This window comes from Chryseobacterium paridis, assembly GCF_016595215.1.
GTDB lineage: Bacteria > Bacteroidota > Bacteroidia > Flavobacteriales > Weeksellaceae > Chryseobacterium > Chryseobacterium paridis.
The window spans coordinates 284,956-303,714 of record NZ_JAENHK010000005.1; the positions used below are offsets into that span (position 1 = coordinate 284,956).

An 18,759-nucleotide genomic window follows, 5' to 3' on the forward strand; every position below is an offset into this window, starting at 1 on the left:
ATTGATCGGCAACTCTAAAATTGTTGGTTTAGGCGAATCGACTCATGGCTCAAGTGAAGTTTATAAAATGAAATATCGTATAAGCGAGTATTTGATCAAAAATTTAGATTATAATATTTTTTCTTTAGAAGCTAATATGCCGGAAAGTTATTTAATGAATAATTATATTAACAAAAATATAGATTCCCCACAAGATGTTTTGCGCGGAATGTATTTTTGGCTTTGGCAAACACAAGAAACCTTACATTTTGTTGAATGGTTAAAGCTTCATAACAAAAATATGAATAACAAAGTACTATTTGACGGCTTTGACATGCAATATTATTTTGGAGCTTTAAAGCAGATTAGAGACATTTACGAAGCAAATAATTATGAGTTAAATGACATTAACAATTTGACTAAAATTTTGAAAGAGAACAATCGAGGTCAAAAAAAATATACCGGCAAAATTCAAGGTGTTATAAATGACTTATTAGATAAAGTCTCCCAAAATGCTGTGAAAATTGATGATGCAGAGATAAAGAAAAGATATTTACAGAATATTACTATAATTAGACAAAATATACAAGTTGGAAGTTCATTAACCAGAGATAAGTTTATGGCTGAAAATATAGATTGGATCAAACAAAATTATACTCCAAGTAAGGTAATTATATCTGCTCATAATTTCCATGTTTCTAAAGAAAATTCCTCATCAATGGGCTTTCATATAAACAAAAAATACCAAAGTGATTATGTGAACTTTGGATTTGCATTTTTTGAAGGAAACTACACGGCAAGTGTAAACAAAAAGATAGGAACATTCACATCACAAACAGCACCACAAGGCAGTTTAGAATATAATTTAAACTCATTAAATATACCTTATTTTGTGTTAGATCTAAAAGCCATAAAGGCAGATAAAAATGAATTGGGAAAATGGATATTAAAAAAGATTCAGTTTCGCAAAACCGGTTCCGGAACTGAAAATAATGAGTTTAGAAAAACAAATATTGCAGATTCTTTTGACTATTTGATTTTTATCAATAAATCTTCGCATTCAAATTTATTGAGAGAATATTAATATGAAAGACACAGCAGACAAAAGAAGTTGATAGGTTGCAGGTCACAGTTGTTTAAATAGTTTTCTAGTCATAATAAATCTCAAAAAATGATTATAAGATAAGCATACGGGATAATTCTAAATTTCTTATCGGATAGATTTGCCTGATCCGAAAATCATAAAGCTGAGCAACGCAAGTATCCAAACGCCGATTCCTCCGTAGAGCATGATGTTCGCAAACCCATTGTTCAATGCTTCGTGGACGATAGTTCCGGATGAATCGAGATAGGAAAGCTGGGGGAAATTTTGTTTAAGCGTGGAAATACTGTCCGATGTAATTTTTTCGGCCAAAGATTCAAGCGAAAATTGTCCTGAGACATTTGTAAGTGTACGTTTCAAATATGACAAGGTTCCTTCCTGTAATAAAAATCCCATTAGCGCGATGTTTATAGCCAAAGTGATTAGCCGGGCGCTCATATCAATCCCGGAAGCCATTCCTACCCGGTTATCAGACACTGAGCCTGTGATCGTGTTGGTGACAGGTGTGTTTGTTAAGCCAAGGCCGATACCCGCCAATAGTGAACCGGGAAGCATTGTTAACCAACTCGGTTGTCGAACACTACAACCAACCATCATTAAAATAAAACCAAGACCAATAATGAAAAGACCTGAAGGAATAATAATTCGTGGCTGGTATTTAAGCGAAAGTCGTTCTGCCAATGGCGGAATCAATAAGGTTGGAAGCGTGTATGCCAATAGAGCGAGACCAGCATTTACAATATTGTAGCCTAAATAGATTTGAAAATATATAGGAAGATATATCATCAATGGCCAGAAACTAAAATTCATTCCGATAGATCCGAGAATTGCGCCGGAGAAATTCCGGATTTTAAATACAGAAAAATCAAACATGGGATTTTCGTTGTATTTTTCTACAATTAGAAAAAGAACAAAGCTTATTGCTGAGACTGAAATAATAAGGAGTCCAACCAGGCTTGTAAAACCCAGTTCCTCTCCCTGCATAATGTAGAATATCAAGCCAAAAACAGCCACAGATAGTGTTAGTATGCCTGGCAAATCCAGCTTTTTGGCATTCGGATTACTGGATTCCCGCACACTATAAGTAACCAAGAGCAGTGCAACAATTGTTAATGGAACATGAACTAAAAAAACCCACTGCCAGTTAGCCAGAGATACGATAGCTCCACCGATTATCGGACCGAAACCAAGACCTGTTCCAAAAACAATCCCCCAAACCGCAAACGCTCTACTACGTTCTTTTTTACCCTGAAATTGAAAGGAGAGAATGGCTATCTGACAAATCAGCATTGCGCCTCCGCTCATACCTTGCAGAAATCTTGCTGCAATCAGCATTGTAGGGCTTACAGCAAATCCACAAAACAAAGAAGTAAGCCCAAAAGCGATGAGAGTGATAATGAAAATGAACTTTCTGCCGAACCTATCAGCAAGTGTTCCAGCAGCCATCGGAATGGTTGTACATGCCAATGTATAGGCGTTCATAATCCACTGCATATCTTTCAGGTTCCCCTGCAAAACTTTTTCGAGTATTGGTAAGATTACTGGCACGCTTGATATTTCAAGCCCGAACATCAACGCAGCAATACATATTGCAATTAAGGTGATACTGCCCTTTCCAAAAATCTTTTCTGATTTCATTGTTCAAATGTTACTTTTAATAAATTTATAATAAAATAATTTAATTATTAGGTATAATTCAATGATAAAGACGTAACATTATCTTACGTAAAATAGATATTTCCATCAATCTTTCTCAGATGAGAAAACTGAGTGAAGAGCTTCATATATCTGGTGATTTTTTTAGTTCAGGAATATTAACAATACCTACAAAACAAATTTTAATAGATTTATAGATAATAAGCATGAAAAACAGAATTACTTTTGTATCCCACAAAACGAAAGAGAAAAAAGAATCAAACTTAAAGAAAGTTTATGTGTTGTGGACGAAATAATGAAACAAGAACATAATATGAACTAAATCAAACAAAACGAAGTAGAAGAGCTATTGTAACAAGGGTTTTGCAACAGAAGGGGGAAACTGCAAATTTCAGCGCTAGTATTTCTATTGAACTTTTGTACAAAATTGAAGATTTCTGCTTCTATTGCCCCACCATCACAAAGTCCAAAATGTTAATAATAGATACTACTAAGTCTCAAAAAACGATAGAATTAATGAGTAACATTGTCCAAAAGTTGAGGGAACAACAAAATTTAACCCAGAATGAACTTGCAGAAAAATCCGGACTGTCTTTAAGAACTATCCAGCGGATTGAAGCCGGCAACATTCCTAAAGGTTATACTTTAAGATCACTAGCTAATGCATTACAAATTTCTCCAGATCAAATAATATTGGCTAAAGACCAGAATCAGGTAGATATCAGCAGGGCAAAACTCATTAATATTTCTGCATCATTATTTCTACTTATTCCGTTTACCAATATTATTATCCCTGCTTTTTTGACGTATAAAACCAAAGATCCTCATACCAGAAAGCTAGGCAAGGATATACTAGGCATTCAAATTATATGGACTGCCCTTACCAGTATTTTGATGATCATATGCCCATTTATTCAAAAGGCTTTTTCTATGCAATTTCCGTTATTCTTACCTGTATTGATTGCACTTATCGCAGTTGATTTGCTCATTATTTTTAAAAATGGAATGAGCTTAAATCAAAAAGGTGAAATCTATATAAAACTGAAAAACAACATTTTATAAAAGCCGTCACACAATTGACGTAGGATTGTCACTACCTTTTATTCTTTATTCTTCTGAGAAACCCCGAATCTTGAAGAAAAAAAATAAAATGAAAACGTTGAGAAAAGTTTTATTGATATTCCTGTTTCTGATTGTACTTTCAGGTATTGGTGGATATCTTTATTTTAACATGAAATTTACACCTCCTGACAATTATCTAAATGTATCAGGAAATGCAGAAAAAATGGGCTTAGAATGGATATCTGAAAGTGACAGTCCGTATGCAGCAGTTCTTCTTCCCATTACAATCAAAGACATAGATTATCCATTGTATATGCAATTGGATTTTGGTTCTCCTGTCACTGTTTTTTATTCAAATTCTTTACAATCTCTCAGATCAAAATTTCCAAATCTTCCACCAATAAAAAGTAATGTTCCTACAGTTGATTTGACCATGAACATAGGTAAAATGACTATATCATCAAGTACTTTTCAATTATTAGATTATGGAGCTAATGCGAATTTTCAGGATGCACATGTGAAAAATATAATTGGTACAATAGGAACAGATTTACTGGAAAAGAGGATCATCACTTTAGATTTCGCCAATAATCAATGTTCCTTTGTTAAAAATCTTCCTGAAATTGGGTTCAGTGATTTTGAGTTTAAGAAAAGGAAAATTTTAATTCCTGCTAAAATTGATCAAAAGGATCTGAAATTAATGTATGACAGTGGAACAAGTTCTTATGAATTGATCACCAATAAGGATAACTGGCAACAATATAAAATAAAAAACAGCAGTACAAAAAAAGAAAAAGGAAATTCCTGGGGAAAAAGCCTGGATGTTATTTCTTCTCCTGCGAATAAAGAGATTTTATTCGGTGGTACACGATTAAAACTACAAGAGGTCACTTATGTGGAAGGGACTTCCGCTTTACAGAATGCATTGATGAGATTCTCGGGCATGCAGGGAATGATTGGAAATAAAATATTCCTGAATCACAAGGTTACTATTGACTGTCACAATGAGAAATTTAAAATCCAATAAAGTGATGTCTGGTTAATAATGATACTGTCATTAACAAATAAAATCCTTATCAATGATAAGGATTTTCTGCTTTCTTTTTCTTGATTGGCTAATCGTTATTTTTCAACTGTGCTAAAACAACTGATAGATTATTAATTCCCCAATGTTCAGCATATTTGCCATTTTTAATGCGTACGATATCAATGACATCAATACTTACTCTCCTGCCAGATGGAGGAATTCCCATAAAATTTCCGGTATGGGTTCCTGAAATATTTTTCCGTGTAGTCACCAGATCATCTTCAGCAACTTGTTGAAGAATGGTAACCTGGATATCCGGCATTGCAGGTCTTAAAATATCATTAAAGGTATGAATCATTCCTTCTTTTCTATTGTTAGCTCCTTGTGGAGCAGAATGGTTGATAAAATGATCATCCATTAATTCTTCAAAAATTTCAACGTTTCCGTTTTCAATAACTTCCTGATTGAAACGTTTGACAACCGCTTTATTTTTTTCTAATAGGGAATTCATAGGGTACAGATTGACTATGATTAATATTTTTTCGTCAATATGTAAATTTACAACAAAACATTATTCGCTCCATGGAGAATGCAAAATACAATTGCAGAAATTTTTTCTCTCAAAATTAGGAATCATAAAGGCACATACATCAGCTTTTATGTTACCAAAAGTGGTCTCTGTTTTATGTTTAAACCCATCAAAGAATGTTGGAATAATTCTGTTCTTGAAATCGTTTCGTGGAAAAGCCTCTATAATTTCATTTCTATTGGTTTCACTTAAATGTTCATAACCTTCTCCCATTACATCCAGCCCTACTCCTGAATACATGAGAGCAACTTCATTTTCTTTGTGTTCCGCAATTCCAATTGTAGTGTGAAGTGCTATTGTATCCCAAACCAACTGTAACTGATCTTTTGGAAGTCCGTGGCTTTTAAGAAAATCTCTCGCTGCATTAGCCCCATCTACCTCAAACCTTAAATCTGCGCTGCTGTAATGGGGGACCAAGCCTAGGTCATGGAAAACGGAACTTATGTAAAGAAGTTCCGGATCATATTCCAGATTTCTTCTTTTTCCGTTTAATGAAGAAAACAGGAAAACCCGTAATGAATGATTATAGATAAATTCGGTTCCATGTTCTAATAATAACTCGGTAGCTTCTGTTGCAATTTTACTATCAGGAATATTAATCCCGGCAACATTTTTTAATCTTTGAACTGACATATTTTTATATTTTAATTGATACAAAAATAGGTCTGTACATCTGAGATTGGAATGTCAGAATTTTCGTATTACCTGCCAATATTTACAAATACTTTACGGTAATCTAATGGTGAAGTGTTGGTTTGCTTTTTGAAAAAATGACTGAACTGTTCCGGCGTACTAAATGAAAGCTGATAGGCAATTTCTTTTATAGTTCTTGCTGAAAACTGCAACAGACGTTTTGACTCAGCAATCATTTGCCCTGCAATGATTTCTTTAGCACCTTTTCCACTTTTCTTTTTGGATATTTCGGAGAGTTTACGGGGAGTGACCGATAATTGATCTGCATAATACAATACGTCATGCATCTGGTGATAGTTCTGGCTTACCAATTCTAAAAACCGACGATAAATCTGATTATCAAAATCATCAATCCCTTCTTGAAATGAGGGCATAGCATTCGCTAATTTAATCATTAAAATTTTTAAATAGGCGGCCATAGCATCGAGCTTATTGGGATAATCTTCATTCATGTTTTCCTTTAAAAGGGTTTCACAAATTAGATTCAACTCACGAAAATCGTCCACTTGTAAAGGCAATCTTTGCTGAAGGGCTGCATCATTAAATAATAATAATTTACAATTGGAAGCACTTGAAGGCGCCTTTTCCCAAAAGCAATCTCCAAAGCTGATTTCAAATCCAGATAATTTCGTTTGATAAGAAAAAGAAAATATCTGCCCTTTTGATATCACAAATACTTCAGACCCTTTTATATCAAATTCCTCATTATCGATGATAAGCTTGCCTTCTCCTTCACCAACAAAAAATATCCGATTATAAGTCACACTTATAACCTCAGTTTCCATAAAAACTGCTGGGATAAGTTTTTTAACCTGAAAGGAATCTTTTATTTCTCTATCAAGGGTAAGTATTTCGTCATACATAGTGCATATCATCTTGAATCTCCAAATTTACAAATATCAAATTTCTACCAGCGTATTAACAATAGCTTTTGCAGTATGATAAAATAGCAACAATCAATGATAGTTTTTACAACAAAAGGAATATTTCATACAATCTTTTGATTATTATAAAAGATAAGTTTGCAATGTTTAAAAGCTATCCATTATGAATATATTAAAAAAGCTATGTTATTTGTTTGTAATATCTGCATTTACAATGACTATTATATCGTGTTCAAATGATGAGGATGATGAGCTTGTAGTGGTCGAACCAGAGATGACCCCTTCACAAGTATTGTCTTCTACTCCATGGGAAACTACCCATGCAAAAAATCAGAATGGGCAGTCTGTTTCTTTAACAGATTCAAATGTAATCAACTTTGTAGGATTTGCCTATTTCAAGACAGATGGTACTTTCACTATGTACAATTTAGATAACTCTCCAAAGATGTATGGGGATTGGTCAGTATCTGCTGATGGTTCTACAAGAACTATTGTTGCAAAAGATACCAATGGAAATGTTCTGTTTACAAGGGTTGTAAAAATTACAGTTTTAACAAAACAGGAATTTACGTACAGAATTTATCCTGACGCAAACAACCAATCTATATATTATGATATTATCCATACTCCAACGAATCATCCAGAGCCTTAGGGCTTCATTTATAATAAGCGAAAACCTGTTCTATGAACAGGTTTTTTTTGTTTAATAGCCTTCTTCCTTTTAGTCAATATCCTTTTTAGTTTGTCAAGCATCTATATTTCAACAAATCATGTGCACTCATAATTATTTTTTTATTTTTTTTCTAAAATCGATGTAACATATATCACCCGAGGGTTGTCTTATCAATTGAAACGTCCCTTGAAAATGAAAATAATAATATGTACCATCGCTATATTAACTTCTTCTTTAGTCCTGTCCCAGGCAAAAAAAGATACAGTTAAACAAAAAGACATAGAAGCGGTTACCTTAGTTGTAAGAAAACCAACGGTAGAATCTAAAGTTGACAGAACTGTTTTTAATGTAGCCAATAGTTCTATTCTGGCTGGAAACACTACCTGGGACGTCCTTAGAATGACTCCCCTTGTCAGTATTGATAATAATGATAATATAAAAGCAGAAGGTGATAAGGTAACTGTTTATATTAATGACAGAAAATCTGTGTTCACCGGAAAGGAGCTTAAAGAATATCTTGCTACTATTCCTGCGGATAATCTAATGAAAATAGAAGTGATTACAAGTCCATCTTCACGGTATGAAAGTGCTGGATCAGTAATCAATATTGTTTTGAAAAAAAGAGATGATGAAGGAATGAAAGGAAGTGTAACTCTTAACAACAGACAAAATAGAAAGAATTCACAGTATACCAATTTCAATCTGAATTATCATAAGGAAAAATTCACCCAAACTGTAATTGGAAGTTATAGTGATAATACGTGGTCTCAGGGTAACTCAAGTATCTATAATTTTTATAAAGACAATTCTGTTCGTACTATTAATAATCAAAATATAGATCGAAGCAAAAGCCCCTCTATATCTTCAACGTCAGAATTTGAACTGAATGATAAAAATAATATTGGGGTTATTCTTGAATATTATCAAAGTAAAAGATCTTCTTTATCAGATGCAGAGGGAATCAATTACGATAGTAATTATGGTTTTAGAGATTCCTATAATAGAATCCAGGACTTAAATGGAATGAGCCGAACGTTAGGAACCAATGTTTTTTACAAATATTATGATAAGGAAAAAAACAGAATTTTAGATATTAATATCGGTACCAATTATGATTCTCAAAAAGATCTCAGCAATTTTGTAACCACTACAAACCCAGCCACTGGTACTGATTTAACTCCAGGTGAAATAGGAATTGACTCTCATAACCAAACCCGAAACTATTATCTAAAAATAGATTATACCCAACCTTTGGGAAAATCGGGAGGTTCATTTGAAATAGGGGGTAAAACGGACTTTAACAATAATGTTGCTCCATATGACATATTAGTAAATACAAAAAACAGCAGCGTAAGAACGTATGATAATTTTCATTATCAGGATAATATCAGTTCCCTTTACGCTAATTACAGCAAAACTTTTTTCAAAAAACTGGAAACAAGAATAGGAATACGGTATGAATATATCAGTTTCAAATTGAGGCAGGATATCGCAGGTACTTCAAGAAAAGATTCTTATGGAACTTTCCTTCCTAACATACTAGTAAAATATTCTTTTTCAGATAAATATGATCTTAGCTTAACGTACAATCGTAACATATGGCGTCCTTGGTATACCGAATTCAATCCTTTTCTTTTACCAAATAGTGATGGATTTTATTCAAGAGGAAATATGGATTTACAGCCCAATCCAAGTGACAGGCTTTTACTGAAATTTGGAGTTCTGAAAAAGTATTTTCTTTCTGCCAGATATATGTATACCGATCAGGATTACTGGACGACCTATACTACTGAAAAAATCAATACTCCTGGAGATCCTCAAAGTCCAACAAAAGAAATAACCATTACTTATCCTGGTAATTTCAGTGGTAAAGTTCAGAAATATTATTTATTTGCCAATACCAATCAAACATTCTTAAAAAATAAATTGAATGTAAATGTAGGATTTGGCTGGTATTATATTGATAATAGTGATTTTAATGAAAAAAATAAATTAGAGGGAGCAAAGTACATCAGTTATTGGGGAGGATCTACCAATATTTCATATACTAATCTCTTTAATAAAAACATTAATCTAAGTGCATGGGTAGAAATTTCCAATCAGAATAATGGAAATTCTTATGCAAATAAGACCAATGTATTTCATAATATTTCCATGACCAAAATTTTCCCAAAAACTCAAATGGAGGTAAGTCTTCAATTAATGAATATTTTCCAGAGACCAAATTTTGATTCAACTACTTTCAATCAGGTTGGAACAGTTAGAAATTCTACACAGTCGGATTGGTATGGTTTCTCTCTTTCGTTCGTGAAACGATTTGGAAATCAAAAAGTAAAAGCAAATACCAAAACCGATGTTGAAAAAGGCGGAGGTGGTGGAAAATAAATAAAATTTTAATTGTTAATACAATAGAGGGACCTTTGAATTTTTCAAAAGCCCCTCTATTTTTTTAAGAATTCTTAGAGAAAGTCTAACAATTTATTTTGTAACATTTTCTTTTGGTGAATATCCTGGAAGCCCTAATTGCCATGCCGCAAAAGCAAAAACCTCTCCTACATTGGCATAGGCACGAGCAAGATCAGTACCTCCGTAATGCCCCCCTTCGTAATCTACTTTAAAAAGTGTAGGGTGATCGGAAGCATCATTAGCTATTAGTTTTGCAGCAAATTTTGCAGGCATCCATGAAACAACGCGGCTGTCATTAATTCCAGCAGTAATCAAAGTAGCTGGATATTTTTCACCTTTTTTAATATGATGGAAAGTATCCATTTCCAATAAAGCTTTAAACTCATCAGGTTTTGTTACAGTTCCGAACTCGGGAACATTACCTGGACCATTTGGAGTTATCTCCATTCTGACGGTATTAGTAGATCCCACATCGACAATTACTGCCTTAAACAAATCTGGTCGTTCCGTCATAGCCCTTCCCACAGTAATCCCGCCTGCACTGCCTCCCCAAATCGCTACTTTTTCTTTTGAAGTATATCCTTCTTTAATCAGGTATTCGGTACAGTCTATTAAGTCTCTCCAGGTGTTAGGCTTCGTTTGTTTGTAACCTGCTTTATGCCAGCTTTCTCCTTTTTCACCACCACCTCTTACATGGGCAATAGCTACCATACCTCCTTTTTTAGCCCACATTGAAAAGCTTCGAGCAAAGAATGGGCTATAGGAGATCCCGTAGCTTCCATATGCCTCTATCAGGACAGGAACATTTCCTGTTTTTTTTAGATTTTTATCATAAACCAATGTTAAAGGAACATCTACTCCATCCCTTGTTTTTATGCTTGTTTCTTTAACAACTACGCCTTCGAATTCAGGATAAGCGATCAGGGGAACAAGATTTTCTTCTTCAAATCGATTTGTTTTTAGATCATACTTCAATCTCCTTGTTTCATTAGCCCAACCAGAACAGTAAATCCAGATGTCAGAATAATCTTTCCCTTTTGTCTCAATTGAAACACTTCCTGCAACAAAAGGTAGTTGTATTGGAATATCTTTACCATTTCTGTATAAATATAGCCTCGCATCAACACCATTTATCGTAGTTGTATAATACATTCCGTCTTTTGTAATTTGGAATTCTTTAATCGTTTCATCTTTTTTCTCCGGAACTAAAATTTCAGGATTCCTAAAATCCGGTTTGCCAAGATTAGTTTTACACAGTTTAAAGTTGGGTGAATTATATCCCGACATAAAGTAAACTTCATCCCCAATCGGCTTTTTCTCATATACTTTATCGGCTTTATAATACAAAGGCTTCCAGCTTTTAATTCCTTTATCAAAATCTTTTCTATTAATAATAAATGTATCTGTAAAATCATCCACATCACCTAAATTCCCAATAAAATAAGGATCTCTCTGATTAAACTGAACAATCCCAGGGAATCTGCCTTCATCAATATTTAATTCAGGATTATTCACTCTTGAAAAAACATTTTTACGTTTTTTAGGATCTTCACCTAACCTATAGAAAGTAACTTCTGTATTCTTTGTATATTCCGGAGAATTAGAATCTGCCACTGGAAAGTAGGTATAATAGAAACTATTATTATCTTCCAACCATTTTACCTGTCCAACGGTTGTAGGCTCAAGATTGGTAATCACCTCTGGATAGATGTGTTTTGTCTTTACATCCATAATGATAACCTCTGAAATTTCCTTCCCATTCTCGGACATAGAAATTGCAATCTTACTTCCATCCCAACTGGGACTTAGAAAATTAATGATAAAATTATGCTTCTGCTTTGATTCAGGGTCAAATGTGGAAATAAAAGTTGTAGGATCATACAAAAGCTCTTCTTTTCCTTTAAATCCTTTTCTATAATATAGTTTATGAAATCTTTCATCTGCATCTTTTTTTAAATAAAAATAAAGATCTCCACCTGTTATCTTTAAATTCGAAGTACTGTAACCACTTCTTTTGTCAAACTTCAATCTTTCATCAACGAAGTACTTTTTATATGGTAACTCCCCAAGTACTGAATCCGTATATTCTGCCTGAGATTTCATCCAGCTTATAACTGCCGGATCTTCCAAGTTTTCAAAATTTCTATAATCATCTATTATTTTAGTTCCAAAATATTCATCAGTAACAGGTTTGGAAGGTGCTAAATTTATTTTTTGAGCATTAATCAGAGGAAAAGAAATCAGATTAATGGCAAGAATAAGGTGTGCTTTTTTCATGTATCTATTAAACTATGTAAATTACTTTTTAATTCACCATACAAAGAAAGGAAATATGATTTATATTCCAAAGCCTATCTAATGATGAGAATTAACTTATTATTTTTTTACCATCTACATACTGATATAAAAAAACCGCTCACATGTCTGTAAGCGGTTCTTATTTATCTTTATTTTTTTGAATTTCTAATTTAGTATTCCATTCATTTCCGTTAAAATGATCGGTTTACCATCAGTCACTACGATTGTGTGTTCGTGTTGTGCCATGTATCCTCCATTGTTACCTATCATGGCCCATCCATCATTCAGTTCTACAGCAAGATTGGAAGAGGTTGAGATAAATGTTTCAATCGCAACAACAGAGTTTTTCTTGAATCTTCTGTTATCAAAACGGTTTTTATAATTCATCAATTCATCCGGCTGTTCGTGCAAACTTCTTCCAATGCCATGTCCGCCAAGATTTTTAATGACTTTAAAACCTCTTTTTTTAGCCTCAGACTCCATAAGAAAACCAATATCTGATATTTTGACACCGCCTTTTATATTGCTGATTGCTTTTTCCAGGATAAACTTAGAAGCATCAACCAGTTTTTGATGTTGGTTAATATCTTTACCAATAATGAAAGAGCCTCCGTTATCTGCCCAAAATCCGTCAAGTTCTGCTGAAACATCAATATTAATTAAATCTCCTTCCTTCAGAATCCTTTCTTCAGTAGGAATACCATGACAGAATTCATTATCTACGCTGATACAAGTCCAACCCGGAAATCCATATGTCAGATAAGGTGCTGATTTTGCACCAAAGTCAGAAAGTATTTTTGCTCCAAACTCATCAAGTTCCTTTGTTGTCATACCAGGTTGGGCGTAGTTGATCATTTCTTTTAATGTATAGGCAACCGCTTCACTTGCTTTTTGCATTCCTGCTAATTCGGATTCGTTTGTTATTGACATCGCTTTTATTTTTGTTGATATAATTTTCCACCGATTCTACTATAACCCTTGGAACTTACAAAGTTAGCGAATTTAAATGTTTCTGATTTAGATTTAAAAACTTAACAAATGATGGATTTTAATTTTTAAGCCTTTCAATAGTAACGGTGTTACATGCTTCCCGCAGCAAAGTGATTTTTCCATTTTTCGCCACCAATCTTCCCATATACAATTGTTTATAAGGTTTCCCATTAAAAATCGTATTGATCTCATACTCCGCAAATACCTGATCAGGAGTATCAATCAACACTTTGATATTAATGAATTTAAAAGTCGGAGCCTGTTTAAGTAAATCTGAAATAAAGGTTTCAATTTGTTGTCTTCCCTGATACCTTGGAGGAATATTAACTGATTCAAAATAGGGCAATTCTATTGCTCCATCTTCAGCAAACAACTCTGCTTCCTTTTTAGGGTCTTGAATGTTTTGCAAATATTCCAATAATAATTCTTTTGCTGTCATAGAATGTGAAATTTGATTGTTTTGATTAAGTTGGCTGCTTTTGTCATTTTCCTTACAAGAGGACAATAGCAAAAACACAAGTGAAATATAAAATAGAGATTTCATTTTGTTTTATTTGTCAAACAAAATTGCAACATTCACTGGACAGCTTCCATTGATATTTGCTTGAAAAAAGTGTTGATAAATGTCAAGCTTTGAAGAAGGACAGTGTTGAAAATACTTACTCAATAACACTCAAGTCTTCTGCCCATTCCACAATATCTGTATTATCAGTAGAAAAAATAATGATGGCACTGTCACCAATACTATAGTTTTTCTGATTTAAATCTGTAGAATATTTCTTACCATCCAGATAGAAATCGAAAAATACATATGGAGAACCCTTTCCTTTATATTCAATATTATTGATTTTTACTTTTTGAATACGTCCATAAGTCTTCAATTGGTATTTTTCATACTTATTTAGAGAAAGAACTAGTCCGAAGACTGTAGTTGCAAATAAAATCAGAAATAAAGAAATGTAACAAATGTTAATCATTTTCACCTTTTTCGAACCTATAGAACTTTTGAGGATTTCATATTTATCTTTATCAGAAAGAACTGAAAAACTAATATCGGTTTTTGTCGGCACTATAATTTTTGTCAAAGAAATCCCTAAAAAAAGAGAACCTATCGGAACGAGAAAAAAAGCTATAATTCCCAAAAATCTTTCCCCACCATGAATCCACCAAACCTTAAATATTATGAAAACTCCCAATAGGATAGCAAAGAGATTAAGTAAAATATTTTTAACGATTTTTTTTAACATAATTAATATTTAGATTTGAGAAAAGATTTCTCTTCTTACAATTCTATAAAAAAACCACTCACATTACTGTAAGTGGCTTATTTTATGTGGTCCCACCTGGGCTCGAACCAGGGACCACCTGATTATGAGTCAGGTGCTCTAACCAACTGAGCTATAGGACCTCAAAACTTGGTTAAATTTTGTGCTTGCAAAAATAGTAAAATTTCTTTCACTACAAAACTTTTTATTACTTTTCTTGACAAAGTTCTACCAGTACTCCATTGGTAGATTTAGGATGAAGGAATACAACTAATTTGTTATCAGCACCTTCTTTCGGCTCTTCGGAGATAAATTGGAAACCTTCTTTTTTTAATCTTTTTACTTCTTCAAGAATGTTTTCAACACCAAAAGCTAAATGATGGATACCTTCTCCCTTTTTATCAATGAATTTTGAGATCGGGCTTTCAGGATTACTGGCTTCAAGAAGTTCAATTTTGCTTTCTCCGGTTCCATAAAAAGAAGTAACCACTCCTTCCCTTTCTACTGTTTCTTTTTTATAAGAAGGTTTTCCTAAAAGTTTTTCAAAAAGTTCATCGGAAACACCCAAAGATTTCACGGCAATGCCGATATGTTCTAACTTCATAAGTAAAATACTATAATTAAATGGTAAATTTGAAATACCCATTACATTTCAAATGAGCAATTCAAACAAAAGTAGTAAATTTGCAGAAATTATGGAAAGTAACAGACAAAGAAAAGTAGCACAGATTATACAGGAAGATTTCGCAGAATTGTTCCGCAAACAGTCTGCAGAAAGCAAACAGAATATTTTAGTTTCTGTTTCGGATGTAAAAGTAACTGCAGACCTTGGAATCGCTAAAATTTATTTAAGCATATTTCCTCAGGAATTTCGTTCTCACATTATGAAAGAGATCGAGGAAAACAAAACCCAATACAGAAATTTCATTGGCCAGAAAATGGCTAAACAAGTTCGTATTATTCCACAACTTAATTTTTATCTTGATACTTCTCTGGATGATGTTGAAAAAATTGAAAAAGAATTAAGAGGAGAAGGTGACAATCCTGTACTGTAGATCTTGAAAAACATTGCATTTTATATTGCTTCCCGATACCTTTTAGCCAAAAAAGGAAGCACTGCCGTTACTTTTATCACATGGTTATCCGTGGGAGCGATGATGGTTGCTGTGACTGCAATGTTTGTTATCATATCCGTTTTCTCAGGACTGGAAGATCTTAACAAGGATCTCATCTCCAACCTTCATGCAGATCTTACAATCAAAAGCTCTTCTGGAAAGACTTTAAAAAACTTAACCAAAATTGAAGATATCCTTAAAAAGAATAATGATATTGTCAGTTTTTCAAGGGTTATTGAAGAGAAAGTGTATATCAATTATAATGGCAAAGGTGATATCGCTTATCTAAGAGGAGTAGATTCAGCATATACTATTGTAAATCCTATCAACAAAGATGTTTTCTACGGAAGCTATCCAAGTTTCGATTACTCGAATGAGGTACTAATGGAAAACTCTTTAGATAATAGATTATCCATTCCAGTAGCCTCTTCAAAAGATTATGCTACCATCTTTATGCCGAAACCCGGATTAGGGATCATCAATAAAGAAGAAGATATTTATAATAAAAAGGATATTCTTGTTACTGGTATTTTTCCTGGAAAAGATCAGCTTGACAGCTATATCATCTCTCCTATTGAACTGACAGAACAACTGCTCAGCCTTCCGAAAAATTCCGCTTACCAAATTGTTGTTAAGTTGAAAAATTCCGATAATGCTGATCAGGTTAAAAGTAAGCTTTTATCGACAATAGGAAAAAGTATCGAAATCAAAACAAAAGAGGAAGAAAACGCTGCATTCTGGAAAATGATCAATACAGAAAAGCTTTTTATCTATCTGATTTTTGCCTTAGTCATCTTTATTACCACTTTTAATTTAGCAGGAGCTATTATTATTCTCCAACTCGATAAAAAAGAACAAGCCAGGTCATTAATTTCTTTAGGATTTCCGTTAAGTCATCTAAGAAGAATCTATTTCTATACAGGGCTTCTTATTGTTGTTTCAGGAATTATTTCCGGATTGATTTTGGGAACAGCGCTTTGCTACTTCCAATTATTTACAGAGTTCTTTAAAGCCAATGAAACCCTTCCATTCCCTGTAAAAATTGTGGGCAAAAACTACCTTATTGTTGCTGTAACAGCATCCTTATTTGGTTTCATTATTTCATGGGTATTTTCAAAAATAAGCAAAGAGTATATTACTAAAAGTTAATACACCTCGCATACGTTTTTTTGTACCTTTGGCTCCCAATTTTTAAACAATGAAACGAATTTTATTCTCTTTTGTACTCGCTTTTGTATCATTTTATACATTTGCACAGATTCCGGCAGGATACTATGATGGAACTACTGGATTGACAGGAGCCACTCTAAAATCAAAGCTAAAAACGATTATCACCAATGGTCATGAAGATCATGGATATGGTGGATTATGGACAGGTTATCAAACCACTGACCGTGATTATTCCTATGAAAACGATGGAACTATTTTAGATATCTATTCTGAAAACCCAACTGCCGCAGATCCATACAACTTCAACTATGGAACCAACCAGTGTGGGACTTACAGTGCAGAAGGAGATTGTTATAATAGAGAACATATTGTTCCTCAAAGTCTTTTCAATGAAGCTTTCCCTATGAAATCCGACATTAACTTCATCCGTGCTACCGATGGTAAAGTAAATGGAATGAGATCTAATTATCCTTTTGGAAAAGTAGGAACAACATCTTACACTTCTTTAAATGGCTCTAAATTAGGAACTTCTGTATCTCAGGGATATTCTGGAATCGTATTTGAACCCATTGATGAATTTAAAGGAGATGTTGCCAGAATGATCCTTTATTTCGTAACAAGATATGAAACTCAGTTATCAGGATTTAGCAGCGGAAACATGCTTGGAGGCTCTGCATTCCCTGGACTTCAGGCATGGGAACTGAATCAATTACTAGCCTGGAATATTCAAGATCCTGTATCACCAGCAGAAGTCTTAAGAAACAATGCAACATATGTATATCAAAAAAATAGAAATCCATATATAGATCATCCCGAGTATGTTGCTTTAATCTGGGGAGCACCTGTAGTAGATAATGAGGCTCCAACGGCAGCTACAAATCTCGTAGCGAATAATCCTACATCTAATTCTATCTCTCTAAGCTGGACTGCAGCAACTGATAATATAGGAATAACAGGTTATGACGTTTATGTTGATAACGTATTAAACACTACTGTTTCAGGAACTAGTACTGTTGTTTCAGGATTATCTTCCTCTACAGCGTATAATTTTTATGTGATAGCTAGAGACGGAGCTGGAAATTCTTCTCCTCAAAGTAATATTGCTACTGAAACAACATTACCTGGACAAAGTGGTGGGACAAGCTGCGGGACAGAAACATTCGAAACGATACCAACAGCATCAGGCACAGGTTATGCAACTCAAACATGGACAAACAATAACATTACATGGGTAGCAACTGATGCAAGAACTGATCAGACCATTTCAGGAAAAGCAATTACAATTAGAAATGGAAACCTAACAAGTTCAACAGTTTCCGGCGGTATTCAAAATTTATCCGTAAAAGCACAATTAAAATTCACTGGAAGTGCAGGAAGCCTTAATGTACAGGTAAATGGTGTTACAGTAGGAACGATACCTTATACATCATCAGCTCCAACTGCTGCAACTACAATTAATAATATTAATGTAAGTGGTAATGTTGTTATTAAAATAATCAATCCAATCACAGGAAACAGAGTGGCAATCGATGATCTTTCTTGGACATGCTACAGTACATTAGGAACTATAGAGACTACTAAAAATCAATCTTCTTTTGTGGTGTATCCTAACCCGGTTAAGAATAATGAACTTTATGTAAAAGGTGATCATTTAAGCAAAATCACGAAAGCTGAAATCTATGACCTTTCAGGAAAATTAATCGAAGTGATTATTAACCCATTCAAAAATTCAAATAAAATACAATTAAAAGGCTTAACTAAAGGAAATTACATCCTTAAAACAGATAATATTTCTACAAAATTCATTGTAGAATAATCTTAAAAATATTTTAATCTTTAAAGACCGACTT

The 18,759-nt window shown here is 33.6% G+C and carries 17 protein-coding genes and 1 tRNA gene; 8 read left to right on the top strand and 10 right to left on the bottom strand.

What is annotated here, in order from left to right:
* Position 1 precedes the first annotated feature (1 nt).
* On the top strand, positions 2-1,063 hold the full coding sequence (locus JHL15_RS06410; protein ID WP_200244319.1) for an erythromycin esterase family protein: 1,062 nt from the start codon (positions 2-4) through the stop codon (positions 1,061-1,063).
* Between the two features lie 126 nt (positions 1,064-1,189).
* On the opposite strand, the gene JHL15_RS06415 is transcribed toward JHL15_RS06410, so the two are convergent.
* On the bottom strand, positions 1,190-2,719 hold the full coding sequence (locus tag JHL15_RS06415) for an MFS transporter (protein WP_200244320.1): 1,530 nt from the start codon (positions 2,717-2,719) through the stop codon (positions 1,190-1,192).
* A gap of 534 nt (positions 2,720-3,253) precedes the next feature.
* On the opposite strand from JHL15_RS06415, the gene JHL15_RS06420 reads away from it, so the two are divergent.
* Together JHL15_RS06420 and JHL15_RS06425 are read left to right on the top strand one after the other, a co-directional pair.
* Positions 3,254-3,799 (top strand): helix-turn-helix domain-containing protein, encoded by a 546-nt coding sequence (locus JHL15_RS06420; RefSeq protein ID WP_200244322.1) that lies wholly within the window; start codon positions 3,254-3,256, stop codon positions 3,797-3,799.
* Positions 3,800-3,887: 88 nt separating this feature from the next.
* Positions 3,888-4,826 carry a hypothetical protein gene (locus JHL15_RS06425; RefSeq protein ID WP_200244323.1) on the top strand — a complete coding sequence of 313 codons (939 nt, stop codon included), beginning with the start codon at positions 3,888-3,890 and terminating at the stop codon, positions 4,824-4,826.
* Positions 4,827-4,914: 88 nt separating this feature from the next.
* On the opposite strand, the gene JHL15_RS06430 is transcribed toward JHL15_RS06425, so the two are convergent.
* The 3 genes from JHL15_RS06430 to JHL15_RS06440 all read right to left on the bottom strand — a co-directional run bounded on the left by JHL15_RS06430 (position 4,915) and on the right by JHL15_RS06440 (position 6,971).
* Positions 4,915-5,337, bottom strand: coding sequence for an ester cyclase (locus JHL15_RS06430; protein ID WP_200244324.1), 423 nt, complete (start codon positions 5,335-5,337; stop codon positions 4,915-4,917).
* A 60-nt stretch (positions 5,338-5,397) separates the two neighbouring features.
* On the bottom strand, positions 5,398-6,048 hold the full coding sequence (locus JHL15_RS06435) for an HD domain-containing protein (RefSeq protein WP_200244325.1): 651 nt from the start codon (positions 6,046-6,048) through the stop codon (positions 5,398-5,400).
* A gap of 68 nt (positions 6,049-6,116) precedes the next feature.
* The gene (locus tag JHL15_RS06440) at positions 6,117-6,971 is read right to left on the bottom strand and encodes an AraC family transcriptional regulator (RefSeq protein ID WP_200244326.1); all 855 of its coding nucleotides are present in this window, start codon (positions 6,969-6,971) and stop codon (positions 6,117-6,119) included.
* 235 nt (positions 6,972-7,206) lie between these two features.
* Between JHL15_RS06440 and JHL15_RS06445 the strand changes: the two genes are divergently transcribed.
* A complete protein-coding gene (locus JHL15_RS06445) occupies positions 7,207-7,644 on the top strand; it encodes a DUF4822 domain-containing protein (protein WP_234047700.1) in 438 nt (145 codons plus the stop codon).
* 213 nt (positions 7,645-7,857) lie between these two features.
* A complete protein-coding gene (locus JHL15_RS06450; protein WP_200244328.1) occupies positions 7,858-10,050 on the top strand; it encodes an outer membrane beta-barrel family protein in 2,193 nt (730 codons plus the stop codon).
* A gap of 93 nt (positions 10,051-10,143) precedes the next feature.
* Here the strand turns inward: JHL15_RS06450 and JHL15_RS06455 are convergent, their stop codons facing one another.
* From JHL15_RS06455 to mce, 6 genes are all read right to left on the bottom strand, one after another.
* Positions 10,144-12,348 (bottom strand): prolyl oligopeptidase family serine peptidase, encoded by a 2,205-nt coding sequence (locus JHL15_RS06455; RefSeq protein ID WP_200244329.1) that lies wholly within the window; start codon positions 12,346-12,348, stop codon positions 10,144-10,146.
* 186 nt (positions 12,349-12,534) lie between these two features.
* Positions 12,535-13,299: a type I methionyl aminopeptidase gene (gene map / locus JHL15_RS06460; RefSeq protein ID WP_200244331.1), complete on the bottom strand. Its 765-nt coding sequence runs from the start codon at positions 13,297-13,299 to the stop codon at positions 12,535-12,537.
* Positions 13,300-13,417: 118 nt separating this feature from the next.
* Positions 13,418-13,903 carry a nuclear transport factor 2 family protein gene (locus JHL15_RS06465; protein WP_234047701.1) on the bottom strand — a complete coding sequence of 162 codons (486 nt, stop codon included), beginning with the start codon at positions 13,901-13,903 and terminating at the stop codon, positions 13,418-13,420.
* A gap of 115 nt (positions 13,904-14,018) precedes the next feature.
* Positions 14,019-14,606 carry a hypothetical protein gene (locus JHL15_RS06470; protein WP_200244332.1) on the bottom strand — a complete coding sequence of 196 codons (588 nt, stop codon included), beginning with the start codon at positions 14,604-14,606 and terminating at the stop codon, positions 14,019-14,021.
* 87 nt (positions 14,607-14,693) lie between these two features.
* Positions 14,694-14,767, bottom strand: a tRNA-Ile gene (locus JHL15_RS06475).
* Between the two features lie 65 nt (positions 14,768-14,832).
* Positions 14,833-15,228, bottom strand: coding sequence for a methylmalonyl-CoA epimerase (gene mce, locus JHL15_RS06480; RefSeq protein ID WP_200244334.1), 396 nt, complete (start codon positions 15,226-15,228; stop codon positions 14,833-14,835).
* Between the two features lie 91 nt (positions 15,229-15,319).
* On the opposite strand from mce, the gene rbfA reads away from it, so the two are divergent.
* From rbfA to JHL15_RS06495, 3 genes are read left to right on the top strand one after another with little or no spacing between them, the layout of a single operon-like run.
* Positions 15,320-15,679: a 30S ribosome-binding factor RbfA gene (rbfA, locus tag JHL15_RS06485; protein WP_200244488.1), complete on the top strand. Its 360-nt coding sequence runs from the start codon at positions 15,320-15,322 to the stop codon at positions 15,677-15,679.
* A gap of 3 nt (positions 15,680-15,682) precedes the next feature.
* Positions 15,683-16,888, top strand: a complete 1,206-nt coding sequence (locus JHL15_RS06490; RefSeq protein ID WP_200244336.1) for an ABC transporter permease — start codon at positions 15,683-15,685, stop codon at positions 16,886-16,888.
* Between the two features lie 49 nt (positions 16,889-16,937).
* On the top strand, positions 16,938-18,725 hold the full coding sequence (locus JHL15_RS06495) for an endonuclease (RefSeq protein ID WP_200244339.1): 1,788 nt from the start codon (positions 16,938-16,940) through the stop codon (positions 18,723-18,725).
* Positions 18,726-18,759 lie beyond the last annotated feature (34 nt).